This window comes from Micromonospora cremea (assembly GCF_900143515.1).
Taxonomy (GTDB): domain Bacteria; phylum Actinomycetota; class Actinomycetes; order Mycobacteriales; family Micromonosporaceae; genus Micromonospora; species Micromonospora cremea.
This window is the reverse complement of sequence record NZ_FSQT01000001.1, coordinates 1,752,851-1,768,304: the sequence shown is the minus strand read 5'-3', so window position 1 is coordinate 1,768,304 and position 15,454 is coordinate 1,752,851. Positions and strand designations below refer to the sequence as shown.

14 protein-coding genes and 1 pseudogene are annotated in these 15,454 nt (G+C 68.8%); 2 read left to right on the top strand and 13 right to left on the bottom strand.

The genetic code is table 11. From position 1 onward, the window contains the following. Nucleotides 1-37: 37 nt before the first annotated feature. Nucleotides 38-1,111, bottom strand: coding sequence for an alpha/beta fold hydrolase (locus tag BUS84_RS08090; RefSeq protein WP_074310149.1), 1,074 nt, complete (start codon nt 1,109-1,111; stop codon nt 38-40). Nucleotides 1,112-1,824: 713 nt separating this feature from the next. Between BUS84_RS08090 and BUS84_RS08085 the strand changes: the two genes are divergently transcribed. Further along, nucleotides 1,825-2,388, top strand: a complete 564-nt coding sequence (locus tag BUS84_RS08085; protein ID WP_143728280.1) for a DUF4352 domain-containing protein — start codon at nt 1,825-1,827, stop codon at nt 2,386-2,388. Nucleotides 2,389-2,732: 344 nt separating this feature from the next. Here the strand turns inward: BUS84_RS08085 and BUS84_RS08080 are convergent, their stop codons facing one another. The 5 genes and pseudogenes from BUS84_RS08080 to BUS84_RS08065 all read right to left on the bottom strand — a co-directional run bounded on the left by BUS84_RS08080 (nt 2,733) and on the right by BUS84_RS08065 (nt 7,177). Then, nucleotides 2,733-4,058 (bottom strand): SNIPE associated domain-containing protein, encoded by a 1,326-nt coding sequence (locus tag BUS84_RS08080; protein WP_244298435.1) that lies wholly within the window; start codon nt 4,056-4,058, stop codon nt 2,733-2,735. 470 nt (nt 4,059-4,528) lie between these two features. Then, nucleotides 4,529-5,641 carry a competence protein CoiA family protein gene (locus BUS84_RS08075; RefSeq protein ID WP_074310145.1) on the bottom strand — a complete coding sequence of 371 codons (1,113 nt, stop codon included), beginning with the start codon at nt 5,639-5,641 and terminating at the stop codon, nt 4,529-4,531. Nucleotides 5,642-5,913: 272 nt separating this feature from the next. Next, a pseudogene (locus BUS84_RS08070) lies at nt 5,914-6,405 on the bottom strand (IS630 family transposase); the annotation flags it as partial. Nucleotides 6,406-6,501: 96 nt separating this feature from the next. Continuing rightward, nucleotides 6,502-6,639, bottom strand: a complete 138-nt coding sequence (locus tag BUS84_RS38165) for a hypothetical protein (protein ID WP_159450998.1) — start codon at nt 6,637-6,639, stop codon at nt 6,502-6,504. A gap of 154 nt (nt 6,640-6,793) precedes the next feature. Next, a complete protein-coding gene (locus BUS84_RS08065; protein ID WP_074310141.1) occupies nt 6,794-7,177 on the bottom strand; it encodes a VOC family protein in 384 nt (127 codons plus the stop codon). 206 nt (nt 7,178-7,383) lie between these two features. Here BUS84_RS08065 and BUS84_RS40610 point away from each other — a divergent pair, with 206 nt between their 5' ends. After that, nucleotides 7,384-7,515 carry a hypothetical protein gene (locus BUS84_RS40610; RefSeq protein WP_280175107.1) on the top strand — a complete coding sequence of 44 codons (132 nt, stop codon included), beginning with the start codon at nt 7,384-7,386 and terminating at the stop codon, nt 7,513-7,515. A 26-nt stretch (nt 7,516-7,541) separates the two neighbouring features. Here the strand turns inward: BUS84_RS40610 and BUS84_RS08060 are convergent, their stop codons facing one another. The 7 genes from BUS84_RS08060 to BUS84_RS08030 are packed head-to-tail and all read right to left on the bottom strand — an operon-like array spanning nt 7,542 to nt 15,424. Next, nucleotides 7,542-9,011, bottom strand: coding sequence for an MmgE/PrpD family protein (locus tag BUS84_RS08060; protein ID WP_074310139.1), 1,470 nt, complete (start codon nt 9,009-9,011; stop codon nt 7,542-7,544). Between the two features lie 45 nt (nt 9,012-9,056). Beyond that, nucleotides 9,057-10,499 carry an aldehyde dehydrogenase family protein gene (locus BUS84_RS08055; RefSeq protein ID WP_074310137.1) on the bottom strand — a complete coding sequence of 481 codons (1,443 nt, stop codon included), beginning with the start codon at nt 10,497-10,499 and terminating at the stop codon, nt 9,057-9,059. A gap of 11 nt (nt 10,500-10,510) precedes the next feature. Beyond that, nucleotides 10,511-11,410 (bottom strand): SDR family NAD(P)-dependent oxidoreductase, encoded by a 900-nt coding sequence (locus BUS84_RS08050; RefSeq protein WP_074310135.1) that lies wholly within the window; start codon nt 11,408-11,410, stop codon nt 10,511-10,513. Between the two features lie 46 nt (nt 11,411-11,456). Next, nucleotides 11,457-12,845 carry an MmgE/PrpD family protein gene (locus BUS84_RS08045; protein ID WP_074310133.1) on the bottom strand — a complete coding sequence of 463 codons (1,389 nt, stop codon included), beginning with the start codon at nt 12,843-12,845 and terminating at the stop codon, nt 11,457-11,459. After that, a complete protein-coding gene (locus BUS84_RS08040; RefSeq protein WP_074310131.1) occupies nt 12,842-14,248 on the bottom strand; it encodes an MmgE/PrpD family protein in 1,407 nt (468 codons plus the stop codon). Before BUS84_RS08040 ends, BUS84_RS08045 begins: the two co-directional genes overlap by 4 nt. After that, entirely contained in the window at nt 14,248-15,033 is a 786-nt protein-coding gene (locus BUS84_RS08035) for an enoyl-CoA hydratase/isomerase family protein (protein ID WP_074310129.1), read from the bottom strand. The genes BUS84_RS08040 and BUS84_RS08035 overlap by 1 nt, the downstream gene beginning before the upstream one ends. Further along, a complete protein-coding gene (locus tag BUS84_RS08030) occupies nt 15,023-15,424 on the bottom strand; it encodes a Zn-ribbon domain-containing OB-fold protein (protein ID WP_074310127.1) in 402 nt (133 codons plus the stop codon). Before BUS84_RS08030 ends, BUS84_RS08035 begins: the two co-directional genes overlap by 11 nt. Nucleotides 15,425-15,454: the final 30 nt, after the last annotated feature.

Genomic DNA, 15,454 nt, shown 5'->3' with positions numbered 1-15,454 from the left:
GATCCGTCTGCTGGGGCCGAGGTCGCACCGCTACTAACTAAGCAGTAGGGAGGAGTTGACCGGAGGACCAGTGCCGAAGGAACATACCCTGGCTGTACCCGTCGACGGACCCGCCTTTGATCCATTGGGCCGAGTAGGTATGCAGGACATCGTGCTGGGTTTCCCAGGGCATGAAATGCCCGGTGTTGTAAATTGTGATCGACAGCTTTTTGGCGCCGGGAATCGCGAAGTACAGCCATTTGGCGTTGAAGGGCGGGCCTGCCTTCTCTGTTAAGCCGGGGTCATCGAAGTTGGCAGGCAGACGGCGATTAGGATCTGTAGGGTCTGTAGGCAGGATTATTTGCGAGTCGCTGTTTCCGCGCACGATGGCCACGGGCACAGTGATGCCGAGGTTCTGGTTGTTCTGAACCTCCGCCTTGTTCCATCCCCACCGCAGAGTATTCGGGTACCGCGACACGTTACCCCAATGACTGCCGGTGCTGTCCCACATCGCGGTCCAACCCCACATCTTGTCGTCGATGCCGGGCTGCCGCTGCGCCCCAAAAGCAGCGTCATTGTTCCACGAGGTTATCATCTCCTGTTTGTTCACAACCCTCATTGGCGGGTAGCCGACGGGGTACGGTATCGGCCGTGCGCTCAGGCCGTAGGGCGGGAAGACGGGTGCGAGCAGGAACAAGCTAGCGACTCGCTCCGGGTTCGTCATTGCGAGTCGTCCGAGGGCGAAGGACGCCGCGGAGTAGCCGACGAGATGCACCTTACGCACGCCGGTGTAGTCGTAGATCCAGTCGAGGACTTTGCGGACTTCCGCGAGTTCGCTGTCCGTATCCGTCAGCGGATGCGGATACGGGTACGGCTCGGTTGGGCTCACCGGCGGGACGAGCTTGCTTCGGTCGGCCACCATCACATTGCGAGGATCGTTCATCTCGTACGGGCGAGTTGATAAGCCCATACCCTGCAGATCCATGACAAAGGCCCGAACGTCGTGCTTGGAGAGGTATTTGGCCCAGTTGTATCGGACATGAGGGCCAACATCCGCGCCGAATTTGAAAACCGGAAGGGACGGAACGCTCCTGCCGTGCACCATGAGGGCGACCGGATATTGTCCGGGCACCGTTGGAGACGCTTCTGACACGTACAGTTCGACCCATACCCCTCGGGTCGCGGGAGCGTTGGAAAAGTGATCGATCCTAAACTCGGGCATGCATATCAAGCCAATCAGTAGACTTCGCTCGGCCGTCAGCACGCCGCGGTCGTGAACGGCAGCGGCAGCTGAGCTCTCTGACAGTTTTGAATGGTCGATCCAGTCAGCGGCGGGCCATGGGGTGCGGTCACCCAGACGAGCGAGCGTCCCCGGATGGCATGCCGGGAAGGTAACGCCGGCAGGGCGGTGCGACTACTGGAGCCGGGGCGTAGCTACACCGGCCGCACCCTCCCGCTGGCCGCCCCAGCGGGAGGAGCTCGGCGGGTTGCTGGCTCCGCTGCGGGCCACCCAGCGCCGCGGCGCCCCCGTGGCGCACCCGTGGCCGGAGCCGCTGCCCGCGTCGTGGTCGGGGCAGCTGGAGCGGCCGGAGCCGCTGCGGTACGTGCAGGTCGAGCCGACGGTGGTGGTGGAAATCGAGGCGGACGTCGCGTTCGAGCACCAGCGATGGCGCCACAGGGTCCACTACGCCCCGGGCCAGACCGGACATGTCGGTGTACGACGTGCCGCTGCTGCTCGGCGAGGAGGAGGGCTACTTCGGCGAGACGTAGCCGGTCAGGCTGGCATATGAGCGGAATTCCCGAATCACCCATGCCGGGGTGTTTTCGACTGGTACGGTCCCCGCCATGACTCGCGCCCGCCAATACTCCGCGGCTTTCGCCCTGGTCACTGTGCTCGCCGGGTGCGGCCGTGGGGCGGAGGATCCCGTTACGACCAGCGCCACGCTCGGCCCAACGTCCGCGGCCCCGGCCTCATCGACGCCGACCGCGTCGCCGTCGGCCAGCCCGAGTCAGGACGACATGCTCGCCGTCGGCAAGACCTTCACCCTTCGGACCAACACCATGACCACCACGGTGCTGCGGTACACGCAGCCGATCGGCGAGGAACCCCCTGACGGTGCGACTTTCGGTGGGCTCGAGGTGCGGACCTGCAACCTGGCCACCGCGAGCGAGCCACGGCAGGTGAATGTCGCCCCCTGGTCCCTGGAATGGTCGGACGGTAAGACCAACAACAACAAGTGGTCCAACGTCGTCGCTGCGGAGTACCCGTTCAACTACAAGACCCTTAAGCCGGGCCGGTGCGTGAAGGGGTGGATCGTCTTCACGGTGCCCGTGAAGGGCAAGCCGTTCGTGGCGGTGTACGAGGGAGAGGGGAACCGGGGTCAACCGGCTGAGTGGAAGCTGAGCTAGGGCACGAGGAAGCCCGCCCACTTCTCGGTGGGCGGGCTTCTTCCGTTGCTGGTTGCCGTGCCTGCCAGCTTTCTGCGGCTACTGAAGGCGGGCGTCGGCCTGTGCGGCGACGGTCGACACCTCAAACACGACGACGCCTGGTCCCTCGCTGGCGGCGAGGGTGACGGCTCCTCCGCCTCTCCCCCGCCAGCGTCTCCATGATCACTCTGCAGCGGGCTGGCCCTCGGCCGCCAGGGTCTTGTCCGCTCGCGGCGCGGCGAGCAGATGCTTTCGGTGCTGGTTGCCGCTGATCGGTCATCCACCGCGCCGGCCCGCGCCTGTCGGGTCGGACGGAACCTGGCCGGTCAGGCGTTGGGGCCGTCGCCAGGTGTCGCGCTGCTGGTGCCGCTCACCGGCTCCACCCGCGCACTAGTGACGCTCTGCCGGTACTCCAAGGCCTCAGGCACCTCGTCGTACTGCAGGAGGTTGCCGGTCAGCGCGAGCAGGTGCGTCTTGGCCTCCTGAGGGGTGACGTGGAAGAACTCGCGGCGCTGGTTGACGAGGTTCACGCGACGGTCCGCCAAGCGGGCATGCATCTGGGTCTCGATGCCGACGGCGTCTTCGGAGAAGAACAGGGCATGCACGTCGAAGTTGAACGGGACCGAGGCGTCGCTGAGCTCTCGCACCCGGTCGAGCGGGTCGAGTCGCCGGGTCATGCCGATCTTCACCATATGCTCGCCGAAAGCCCCGATGTTGGAGATCACGTAGACGTACCCGGCGCGGACGTTCGCGGCCCGATAGTCCACGGCCTCGGCCGCCGCCTCGACCTCGGCGAGGCGTTCCTCCATTTGGGCCACGCCCTCGGCGTCACCCTTGGCCCGAAGGGCGGCGAGCGCGTTGGCGTAGTGCTGCCTCTCCTTCTCCAGGCGTGCGCGCTCGCGCTCGATCTCCTGCTGGACCTTTCGCTCCTCGCGCAGGCGCGCCTTCTCCTCCCGCTCCCGCTCCTTCTCCTCGGCAACCTTCGCCAGGTAGTCCGCGGTGAGCTCGAGCTCCTTCCTGCGTAGGCGGTGGTAGTCGTTGGAGATCTGGATGTCCATCGACTTGCCCAGACGCGCGATCGTTTCCGCCACCTTGTTCAGGCGCTCGATGGCCGAGTCCACCTTGTAGGGCTTGAGGCCGCGGACCAGGTTGTCGGCCTCGGCGTTGTAGGCGCGCAGGACGAGCTTCGAGTAGTCCCGGATCATGGCCCGTCCTTTGGCCTCGGAGCCGGAGACGGTCCAGCGGGTGTCCGCTTGGACGGCGCCGCCATCCTTCATGGCCATAGCCTTGATCCGGTCCTGGAAGGTCGCGAGCTTGCCCTGGTAGGCGACGGCATCGGTCAGCGGGTGCCGGTACTCGTACACCCCGACCTCCTGCAGCAGCACGGTCTCCTCGGTGACGACCACCTGCTGGCTCAGCGCGCCCACTCGCTGTTCGAGCTCGGCTGTCTGCTGCGTCAGCCGGTCGCGGTACTGCTCCAGCTCGAACGCCGCCATCTGCCCCAGGCGCCGCATCTCGGACTGCAGACGGTCGTGCTCGCCTCGCAGCTGGGTGAGCTCACCCTGACGCTGGTTCAGCTGGCCCTGCAGCTTGGTGGCCTCGGCATGCCACGCGGTCAGCTTCTTCTGCAGCTCACCGTTCTCGGCGGCCAACTCTCGCGCCTTGCCGCGGGCGCCGAACAGGGGGATCTCCTCGTCGACCCAGAGCTGCCACTGCGGCGGCGGAGGGCCCCATGCCGGGTCCGGCGTCCAGCCGGCCGGGGGCGTCCACCCGGCCGGGGGCCGGGGCCAGTTCGGCGGTGGGTTGTATCGCGTCGTCATGGGGGGTCGTGTGTCCTTTCCGCCTGCCGCACACCAGTCAGCCACCGCGCCGGCCCGTGGGGGGCGGACGGAAGCGAACTGATCAAGCGTGGAGGTCTTCGATGACCTGGTCAATCGGCCGCAGGTGCTTGGGTGTCAAGCCGACGTGCCGCGGCGGGCAGACCGTTAGCACCGTCCCCAGCGAGCGCAGTGGCCCGTCGCGGCCGCGCCACTCCAACCGCCAGCGCAGGGCGGGTGTCCCCTCTGCTCGGTACGCTGGGGCGGCGAGGAAGAGGGCTACTTCGGCGAGCCGTAGGGCGTGGTCAGGGCTTGTGGTCGTCGCAGCCCCAGCCGCCCGGGTAGAGGCGCGCCTTCTTCGTGCAGCCGTTCGCCCGGCCGCACACCCCCGGGCGGACGATCACGATCGGCGGCGGGGTGAGCAGCTGCGGCGCCAGCGGGTTGGCCAAGGTGGCGAAGACCTGCTCGCCGGTGTCCCGGACCGTGCTCGTCGAGCGGACGTCGGACTCCTCGAGGTAGCCGCACATCCGGTTGAAGGCCCGCCGGTGTGCGCGCGTCTCCGCGTCGACGACCTGGCCGTCGGCCGGCGGCTCGTCGTCGTACGTGACCTCCTCGGCGTCAGCGGCCGGCACCCAGAACCAGCGCGCGACCCGCTTGCCTTTGAGGTCGGCGTACGGCACCGGCTCGCCGGCAGCGCCGCGGGCGATGAGGTCGTCGAAGGGGACCTGGCGGACGTCCCAACGGCCGTGCCAGCCGGAGCAGCGGCGGCCGGCCTTCTTGTCGGGGCACACGGTGCCGAGGCGGTGGCACTGCTCGCGGACGAGCGCGCGGACACCACCTCGGACGGGCAGCGGATCGGTGGTGTACTGGTGCCAGGGCATCTGGTCGATGCGCGCCCACGGGGCCTGGTCGATGAGCTGGGCCTTGCGGTCCGTCGTGGTCCAGAGAGGGGTGATCCCGTCGGCCACGGCGACCCGGGTGCGCTTGCGGACGGACGCGGCGGTCGCGTACGACAGCTGCGCCTCGCAGCCGAGGGTGACGGTACCGCGGACCAGGACGTCGGTGCGGCGCTGGCGGTGTTGGGGGCTGTCCTCGACGACGGCCTCGAATCCGGCGGTGGTGGCGGCGGTGGCGATGCGCTCCTTGAGGGCCTTGTGCGCGTCGCTTTCCGGCGCGCCGTGTTCGCGGAGGCCGGTGGTGTGGTGGACGGCCTCACGGCGCCCGTTCCGCACCCGCAGGAACATCCACTCAGGGCAGTCGGGGGCGGCTTCCCGGCACTCGAGGCACTGGAGGACGCCGTCGCGGTAGGGCTGCCGGTAGATCCGGCCCCAGAGGTCGGTGTGAGCGGGGTGGCCGAGGTCGTCTCTGGTGAGGTCGAGCTCGATGCCGAGGGGGACGTAGAAGACGCCGTTGGCCATGCCCTAACTCTATGGCCAGTTCTGACCACCTCCCACCCAGCGCGTTGCGTACCCTGTCCCCCAGCTGGTGGCGCTGGCGGGCAGGGCGCGGCTCACTGGAGCCGGGTGTTGGCCTGTGCGGCGGCCTGCCGCACCTCGTCTTCCGTGCCGAACAGGGTCACGGCCGGGATGAGGGCCTGGAGGATGCCGCACAGCCGCATAGCGGCGCCGCCACCTCCCGAGCGATGTCGGCGCGTAGTTGTCCGCCACGACGTGCAGCTTCACCCGAGGGTGCGGGTCCGGTCGAGGGCCTGGACCTGGGACTTCTCGTCGACCGAGAGCACCACCGCACCGGCTGGCGGGTCCAAGTACAGACCGACCACGTCGCGGATCTTGGCTTCCAACTGCGGATCGGTGGAGAACTTGAACGTCTCGGATCGGTGTGGTTGCAGCCCCCACTTGCGCCAGACCCGTGACACAGTGGCGAAGCTGACCGCAAGGCCCTCCCGGCGTAACTGGTCGGCCAGCAACCGGGCCGACCAGTGCGTCACGCCCAGATCCGCTGGTGGCCGCCCGCCGTCGGACACGGTCCGCACCACGATGGCGACCTCGTCGACCACCGCCGGACGACCGGACCGCTCCAGGTCGGCCAGCGCATCGACCCCGCCCGCGTCGTACCGGTTACGCCACGCCAGGACCGTCGGTGTCGACACCCCCACCTGCCGGCCGATCGCCGCGTTCGCCATCCCCTCGGCAGCCAGCAACACGATCCTCGCCCGCTGCACCAGACCCGCCACCGCCTGCGACGACCGCGTCAACGCGCGTAGACGATGCCCCGTCCCCAGGGCGAAGCACTGTGGCGGACCACGGTCGTGTGCTGGTCACAGGCCGGCCAGCGCCGCCTCGACCTTCTTCGCCAGCGACGGCTTCACCTTCCCCGACACTCGTACCAGCACCCGCCCCTGATCCGCCCGGATTCCGATGATCGTTTGACCATGAACTGCGGAATCCGGGTTCAACGAGGGCGGTGATAGGGCGGCAGCGAAGGAGGCACGTCAATGGTCCCGTCCAGCTATTGTCGACGACGCGTGAAAAATGACCCCGTGTCGCCGGCGTTTCTCCTTCGACGATCTCGTGGCCGCCGTATTCCGGCTCTCGCGTAAGCGATCCGCGCTATATCGGCGCCACGCGCGACCGCAGCAGGCAGAACTCGTTGCCCTCAGGGTCGGCGAGTACGTGCCAACTCTCGTTTCCCGTCTGACCGATCTCCGCTCGGCGGGCACCGGCCGCGAACAGCCGCTCTAGCTCGGCGTCCTGGTCGCGGTCGGTTGGATTGACGTCGATGTGCAGGCGTAGGTTGGCTGTCTTGGGCTCGTCGGTTCGGTTGAACACGATGGTGGGCTCCGGACCGCCGAAGCCGACACCGGCCGGCCCGATCTCAACGTCGCCGTCGTCCGTGCGGTCCAGCTCGATATAGCCGAGGACCTCGCACCAGAACCGGGCGAGCAGGTCAGGGTCATGCGCGTCCAGCACAAACTCAGTTATTCGGCAAGCCATGCCAACACCATAGGCATGAGCTGGCTACGCCGACGATCCCCATGGAAGTGGGGCCCCAACCTCACCGATATCGGTCAAGGAAAGACGGCCGGCGAGTCGATGTGCACCAGCTCACCCGGCCGGGTCGCGACTGTCGGCGTGAACGGCGCCTCCGGCCGGTTCGCCAGCGACCGGCGCGTGGTCGCCGCGCCGAACGAATCGCCGGCATGGAAGCGTCACTGCCGTCGGTGCTGGGTGGTCTGATCGGGGCGCCGATCCGCCAGCTCATGTCCGGGCGGCGCGCGCAGTTCAACCAGATCGCCGAGCTCACGAACCGGATCAGGCAGTCGCGACGGTGATACCCCGCCGATGAGCTGCGGTGCGGTCAGGCCGCGGTGGCGGCGACCGGGACGTCGTCGTGGGCGTCCCTAAAGAGGTCGGCGACGAGGTGGCGGCAGTCCGAGAGTGTGGGCAGCGCGTGCACGTCATCGACGAACGCGGCGCGCACGTTCGCACTCGGCGATAGCTCCGACAACGCGCAGCATCGTTCGAACTTTGTCACTACCTCGTCGAACGTCACTGGGTTTCTCGGGTGCCCCTTCGTGTATGGCAGGCAGGCGGCGACGGTCCGGCCGTCCCAGGTCCGGATTTCGACGTCGTCCGGTGGATACCCGGTCTTCTTCAGCAGCTCGTCCTTCGCCGGGTCCACCTGCACGACGACCCGCTTCGCTAGCGCGAGCGTCTCTGGGTCGTGCAGGCTCTCCTCCGTGAGCGTGTCCGGAAACACGTCGCCGTGGACGAGGGCGATAGCCAGGACGAAGGGCAGGGAGAACTGCGCCGCGCCCACGGTGGCAGGCTCGTGCTTGTGCTGGCCCTCCTGGTCTAGGACCACGACCCGCATCTCGTGGCTGTTGGTCAGCACGGAGATGCGCTCGATATCCGCTGCCGTGATCCCGTTCTGGCGCGCCAGCTCCGTGAGGGTGTAGATCGGATTATGCGTGTATTTACATGAGGAGTACAGCTTCGTGCTGAGGTGGGTTCCCTCGAAGGTCTGGCCGAGCTCCGTCAAGAGGCCCCGCTCGTGGTATTCGCCGCGGAAGTAGAGCGGGTAGAGGCCGGCGGCGCCGAGCAGCGGCGCGCCGGTGCCGTGATGGCCCCGGCGGGCGAGGTCGGCCGCGACGAACCCGGCCCGTGCGGCGATGCCGGCGTTGAGCCACACGTCCCAGGCACCGTCGCGGGTGGCCTGCACGTTGCCCGCGCAATGGGCGTACGCGGCACCCATCGCGTTGGCCATCGTGTCCTCGTCGAATCCATAGAGCCGGCCGACCGCCGCGGCGACGCCGAACGGCGCCACCGCGGGTCCCTCGAATCCGAGCCGCCCCGCCGATCCGGCCGCCATCCGCAGGCGGGGGATCAGGTCGGAGCCGACGGCGATCGCGGTGATGAGCTCCGCGCCGCTGACCGGGTGCGGCAGGCTCTCGGCGACGGCGATCACCGCCGGCACCACCATCACACTCACGTGGCCGCCGTGGCCCATGCCGACGACCGGAGAGCCCTCGTGCACGTCGTCCAGTTCGCGGCACCGTGCCATGATGGCGTTGACGAAGGCCGCCTCGGCCGCCGGCACGCGCTGGCGGTATCCCCACACTGTGCTGTCCGGGCGGCCACCGGTCTCCAGCGCCGCGGCCGTGACTATCCGGCCCATCGGCGTGGAGGTTCCCGCGATTCCGGCGCCGACCGTGTCGAGCATCGCTCGCTGGACGGCGGCGACGGTCTGCTCCGGCAGGTCGGTGAAGCGCGCCGTGCAGGCGTGGTGCACCAGCGCACGGATCGGGTCGGACGGGGCGGCCTCCATGGTGGTTCCCTCCCTCTGTGCGCGCGTCCACGGTGTGGCGGCGCCTTAACGGCCCGGGCGGAGCCTGATATGGATGCTCTTGGTGAGCAGGAACTCGTTGATGCCCTCGCTGCTGCGCTCCAGCCCGAGGCCGCTCGCGCCCCACCCGCCCGATGGCATGTTGCGCAGGCCCGACTCGCGGTAGGTGTTGACCCAGACGGTGCCGCTGCGCAGGCGCTTGGCGAACGTCAGCGCTCGGTCGATATCGGCGGTCCAGACCGCGCCGGCGAGACCGTACATGGTGCCGTTGGCGATCTCGATGGCCTGGCTGTCGTTCTCGAACGGCAGCACCGACAACACCGGACCGAACACCTCGGTCTGCGCGATGGTCGACTGGGGTGTGACTCTATCGATGAGCGTCGGTTCGTAGAACCAGCCGCGGGCGAGCGGGCCGTCGGTCGGGTAGCTACCGCCCAGCAGCACCTTCGCCTCGGTGGCGCCCTGCACGAGCGAGTGCACACGGTCGCGCTGCTCCTTGCTAACCAGCGGGCCTAGCGTGGTGGCCGCGTCGAGCGGGTCGCCGAGCCGGACCGCGTCGAACTTCGGGGCGAGCCGGGCGAGAAAATCCTCGTGGATGTTCCGGTGCAGCAGCAGGCGCGACCCAGCCTTGCACGCCTGCCCGCCCAGACTCATGATTCCGTCGAAGGCGGCGTCCACCGCGGCGTCGAGGTCGGGCACGTCGGGGAAAACGACATTCGGTGACTTGCCCCCGAGTTCGAGCACGACCTTCTTGCCGGTCGACGCGGCGGCGGCCATGACCTTGCGCCCCGTTGCGGTCGAACCGGTAAACGTGACCATGTCGACCAGCTCCGATGCTGCGATCTCGTGCCCGACGACGGACCCGTTGGCGAGTTCGCTGGTGACGACGTTGAACACGCCGTCGGGCAGGCCGGCTCGCTGCAGGATGCGGCCGAGCTCGAGGACGCCGCCGGCGGTCATGTGGGCCGGCTTTACCACGACGGTGCAGCCGACGGCCAGCGCCGGAGCGGCCTTGTGCACCACCGACAGCGGCGCGTTCCACGCCGATAGAACACCTACCACACCCACGGGCTCGCGCGCGATGATCCCGAGGGCGTCGGCCCGCTGCTCCGTGACTGCCTCGTCCCGCCGATCGGTGGCGACCCACGCGTAGTATTCCAGCGCGTTGGCCGCTTCGTTCACGGCCCCGCCCTGCCTGGGCTGGCCGACCTCCTCGGACAGCAGCTTCGCCAGCCGGTCCTTGTTCTCGCGCAGCAGCACGGCCGCCTTGCGCAGCACCGCCGCCCGCGACTCGACCGAGGCCCATCGCCAGTCGCCGGCATCGAACGCGCGCCGTGCCGCGACGATGCCGCGGCGGGCGTCCTCGATGTCGCCGTTGGCATAGGTGTTGACCAGGTGCCCGTCGTACGGGCTGAGCCGCTCGTATGTGCGTCCGTCGATAGCAGGCACCCACTGCCCATCGATGAGCATGGTTGCAGTCGTCACGACTGACCCGCGGCGGCGATCGGCGGGATGGTCGTGCTGAGCTCGTCGACGGTCCACTTGCCGGGCTTGCGCACGAAGTACGAGCCGGACAATTGCAGCGGCTGCGGGAAGAAGCAGACGTCGCCGCCTGTCGCGTACACGAATCGGCCGGTGATGTCGGCCGCCGCCTCGGTCCCGAGGAACGCCACGAACGGCGCGATGTAGGCGGGGTCGAGGCTGATCGTCCCCGGCACGCCACCCGCGCCACGGCTGCCCTTGCCCGGGAACAGTTGCGTGTCGGCGCTGGGGATGAGCGCGTTGACGGTGATCCGGTGCTGGGCGAGCTCGAGCGCGAGGGTCTGGGTCATGCCAAGGATCGCCGCCTTGGCGGCGCTGTAAACGACGCACGGATAGCGGTGCGGCACGCCTTCGGTGCGTGTCGACTTCGGCACCGAGTAGAAGGCGCCGCGCGAGGCGACGTTCACGATGCGTCCGCCCTCGCCCCGCGCGATCATTGCCCGTGCGGCGGCCCGGGAGCAGAAGAAGTGCCCCTTGACGTGCACGCCCATCACCGAGTCCCACTGGGCCTCGGTGAGGTCGACGAACGGCGCCCGCACGTTGTTGCCTGCGCAGTTGACCAGCATGTCGATGCGGCCGAACTCGTCCAGCCCGGCCTGGACGGTCGCGTCGCCGCCGGCCTCGATCGAGACGTCGGCGGCCACGGCCACCGCGCCTCGGCCCAGGTCCTTGATCTCGGCGACCACGCTGTCGGCGGCGGTGTTGCCATCCTCGTCGCGGAACATGTCGCTGACGACCACGTCTGCGCCCTGCGCCGCGACCTCCAGTGCGACGCTGCGACCGATGCCACGCCCGCCGCCGGTGACGACGACGACCTTACCCTTCATGTTCTCAGCCATCGGGGTGCCCTCCTTATCAATCCTGGTTACGTGTGGAAGATCTATGTCAGGCGGTCGCGCTGTCGAGCGTCGCGTGGACGTCCGTCAGGCTGGGCAGCCCGCGCAGCGCGTCGAACAGAGCCATTCCCCGCTCCTCGTTCCGCCCGGCGGCGAGCACGCAGTCGCGGAACTTGGCCCGGCTGTCATCCCAACTCAACGGATGCTTCGGCGAACCGCTCGGGTAGTCGACCCGGGTGGAGAGTTCGCGCCCGTCAGTGGTGCGGATGGTGACTTCGTGGAACCCACCGGTACCGGCGCTGCTGTCCTTGGCGGTCGGATCCTCGGGTCGGCACCGCGGATCCTCCTTGGCGTCCAGCAGAGGGAGGAGCGCACGGATCTCGGGGCGGTTCACCATGTCGTCGGTGAACGACCCGAGCGTGATCTGACCGTCGAGCAGCGCCGCGGCGACGACGTACTCGAGTGAGAACTTGCCCTGCAGGCCAGTCTTCGGGTCGTGGTGGATGAGCGGCGTCAGCCCGAACGTCGGCGCCCGGTCGATCACCGCCACCACGTCCGAGGGCTTCAGGTTGTGCTCGGCCCGCAGCCGCAGGACGGCGTCGATGGGGCGGTGGGTTGCGTAGCAGCACGGGTATTTCTTGAGGGTCGCGCCCGGGGCGAGCAGCGCCCAGCTCTGGCCGAGATCGTCCAGCGCGTCCTGGTGGTCCCCGCCGTCGGCGTAGATTTCGGTGAAGCCACGCGGTCCGTCCAGGATGTTCGGCGCCGCGGTGAAGCTGGCCGCCGCGAGCTGCGTGGCGAGCACGCCGTTGCGCGCGGACAGACCGCTGTGCAGCGGCTTGGTCTCCGTCCCGAAGTTGCGCTGGATGCCGCTTGCGAGCGACCCCGCGATGCCCAACGCGGTGCGAATCTGCGCCGCGTCGAGGCCCAGCAGCTTCGACGTGGCGGCCACGGCGCCGAAGCCACCGATGGTCGACGTCGTGTGCCAGCCCTTGCGGTAGTGTCGGTGACCGACCAGGTGGGCGACTCGTACGTTTGCCTCATAGCCGATCACGAATGCCTCGATGAGCTTCTCGCCGGTGAGTGGCCGCGTCGGCATGGCCAGGATGGCCGAGGCGAGAATCGACGCGGGGTGGCCGGTGCCGGCGAGCTCGTCGTCGAAGTCCAGCGCGTGCCCGAGTGTCGAGCTCGCCAGCGCGACGAGCTCCGGCGGTGCCGAGACGGGGATGCCCAACCAGTTGGTCGGGCCGCCCACCGAGCCACACGCCTGTTCGGCATAGTGCAGTATCTTTGCCCCCGCGCCGCCGGAGCGCCCGGCCAGGATGACGCCGATGGTGTCGATGACGAGCCGTACGGCCGCGTCCTCGATCCCGTCGGGGAAGTCCTTGCGTGACGTATCCGCGATGAAGTCGGCAAGCCTCGCGGTCAGGGAATCGGTCATCGGTGTTCCTCGGCGTTCGTCGGGGTAAGGACGGTCAGAGCTTTGTCGACGTCGTCAACGCGGTCGAGATCCCGCAGGCGGGCGAGCAACTCGTCCACGAGTCCGGTATCGCGACCACCGGTGCGCAGGCAGTCGGTGAACTTCGAGCGCTGCTCCTGCTCGGTGAGCGGCCGGGCCGGTGAGCCGACAACGTTGGTGACGCGGGCCGTCGCGCTGCGGCCATCGCGGGTACGCACCACGACGTCGACAAATCCACCGGAGGAGGCGCTGCTGTTGAGGCCCTCCGGGTCCTCGGGGCGACAGACGACGTCCTCGCGGACGGCGACGAGCTCCATGAGTGCCCGTACGGCCGGACGCTCGATTGCCGCATCCGTGAAGGAGTCGAGCGTGAGGGTGCCGTCGAACAGGGCTGCGGCCACCGTGTAGTGCATCGAGAACTTCGCCTCGAGTTCGGTGGTCGGCCGGTGGTAGCGCAGCGGGCCCATCGTCCCCGGCGGCACGATGCACTCGACGGCGGCGATTTCCGTCGCCGGCACGCCGAGTTGCTCGCGCGCCTCGACGGCCGCCTCCACCGCCCGGTAGGTCTCAAGTGCGCAGGGGTATTTCTTCACCGTCGACCCCGGCGAACTGATCGCCCAGCGGTCCCCGAGATCGTCGAAGGCGTCCAGTCGGGAGGCACCCAACGAGTAGATGTCGAGATATCCGCGGGGGCCGTCGAAGATCGCGTCGGCCGACGTCATGCCGTTGCTGGCGAGGCGGGCGGCCAGGACGCCGTTGCTCGCGGCGAGCCCGCTGTGCAGCGGCTTGGTCATCGTTCCGAAGTTGCGTTGCAGGCCTCCGGTCAGCGAGCCCGCGATGCCGAATGCCGTGCGCACGGTCGGCTCGTCCAAGCCGAGCAGCGCGCACACCGCCGCCGTGGCGCCGAAGCTGCCGATCGTCGCGGTGGTGTGCCACCCATGCAGGTAATGCCGGTGGCCGACGGCCTTGGCCAGCCTCGCGTTGACCTCGTAACCGACGATGAATGCTGAGACCAGGGCGACGCCGGACACCGGTGTGCGCTGGTCGGCGAGCAGCGCCGACAGCAGGAGGGCGCTGGGGTGCCCGGCACCCGGAAGGGCGTCGTCGAAGTCGAGCGCGTGCGCCAGCGTTCCGGTGCACATGGCGGCGACAGACGGCGGCACGTCGACAGGCCCGCCCCACCAGCGCAGTCCCGCCGAACAGCCGACCGACGCGGACCGGGCATACCGCAGTGCGGCGTGTCCGGCCTCGCTACCCGCCCCGGCGGCGATCACGCCCACCGAGTCGAGGACTACGGCCTTCGTCGCCACGGCATGGTCACCGCCGAACGATCGGCCGGCGTTGGCCGCGACAAACTCGGCAAGCCGATCGGTGACACCTCCCATCAGGCTCCACCTTCATCGGCCGTTGCCGCGGCGAGCGCGGCCGCGGCTTCGTGGCGCAACCCGTCCCTGGTTGTCGTGACGGTGGCGGCGACCAGGCCGCCATGCTCGACGCCCTGCGACCAGTCCATCTGCCGGGCGCGGCGCAGCAGGCGCTTGGTGTAGGCGAGGGCGACCGCGTCGCGCCCTGCGATCTGCAGGGCCAGCTCGCGGGCGCGGGGCAGCAGGCCGTCCGGAGGAACGACCTCGTTGACCAGGCCCCAGCTCAACGCCTTGGCCGCGCCGACGCGCCCGGGCACGAACGCCATCTCGGCGACGTGCTTGGGCAGCAGGCGTTGCGCCGTGGTCGGACCGGCCAGCGCCGGCACGCTGCCGAACCCGAGCTCAGGCATCCCGAACTCGGCCCGCTCGGAGGCGACGGCCAGCTCGCAGCCGTTCACCAGAGTCAGCCCACCGCCCAGCGCGTAGCCGTTGACGGCGGCAATGAACACCGCCGGGTGCCGGTACATGGCCTCCACCGTCGCGGCCCAGTACTGGCCGCGGTCGGTGCCGAGGTGTGCGCGCCACGTGCGGCGGACCTCGCCACGTTTGGAGAGGTCCACGCCGGCACAGAATGCCCTGCCGCGGCCGGTGAGGACCACGACGGGGACGCTGCTGAGCGATTCGAGGGCTTCGACGAGCTGGTCGGCGAGCTCAACATTCACCGCGTTCATCTTGTCGGGTCGGTTGAGGGTGAGGATGGCGAAGCCCTCCTCGCACTCAACCTCGACGAGGCGATCACTGCCCATTGGCGGCCGATCCGGCGGTCGTTGCCACCGTGAACCATGGCAGCGGTACTCCGCCAACGGAACGGAAGACGACGGACAACGGCGTGCCACAGGCGAGTTCAGGGTCATCGCCGTCGATGGCGCTGATCATCAGCGGGCCTTCGGCGAGCCGGACCATCGCAACGTTGTAGGGCACCTCGCGGTCGAGGTTCTTGAAGTACGGCTTGTGCATGCGGATCCAGGACCATAGCTCGCCGCACCCGCTCGCATCGATCCAGTCGAAGTCCCAGCTGAGGCAACCCGGGCACAGCGGTGACGCGGGAAAGCGGCACCGCGCGCATTTGGCGCAGTGCTGTAGCCGCAGTTTCCCGGCGGCCGCCCCCGCGAGGTATTCGGGATCGAGTTCTGGCATGAGCTACCTCCAATTGGTTCGCGACGGCGC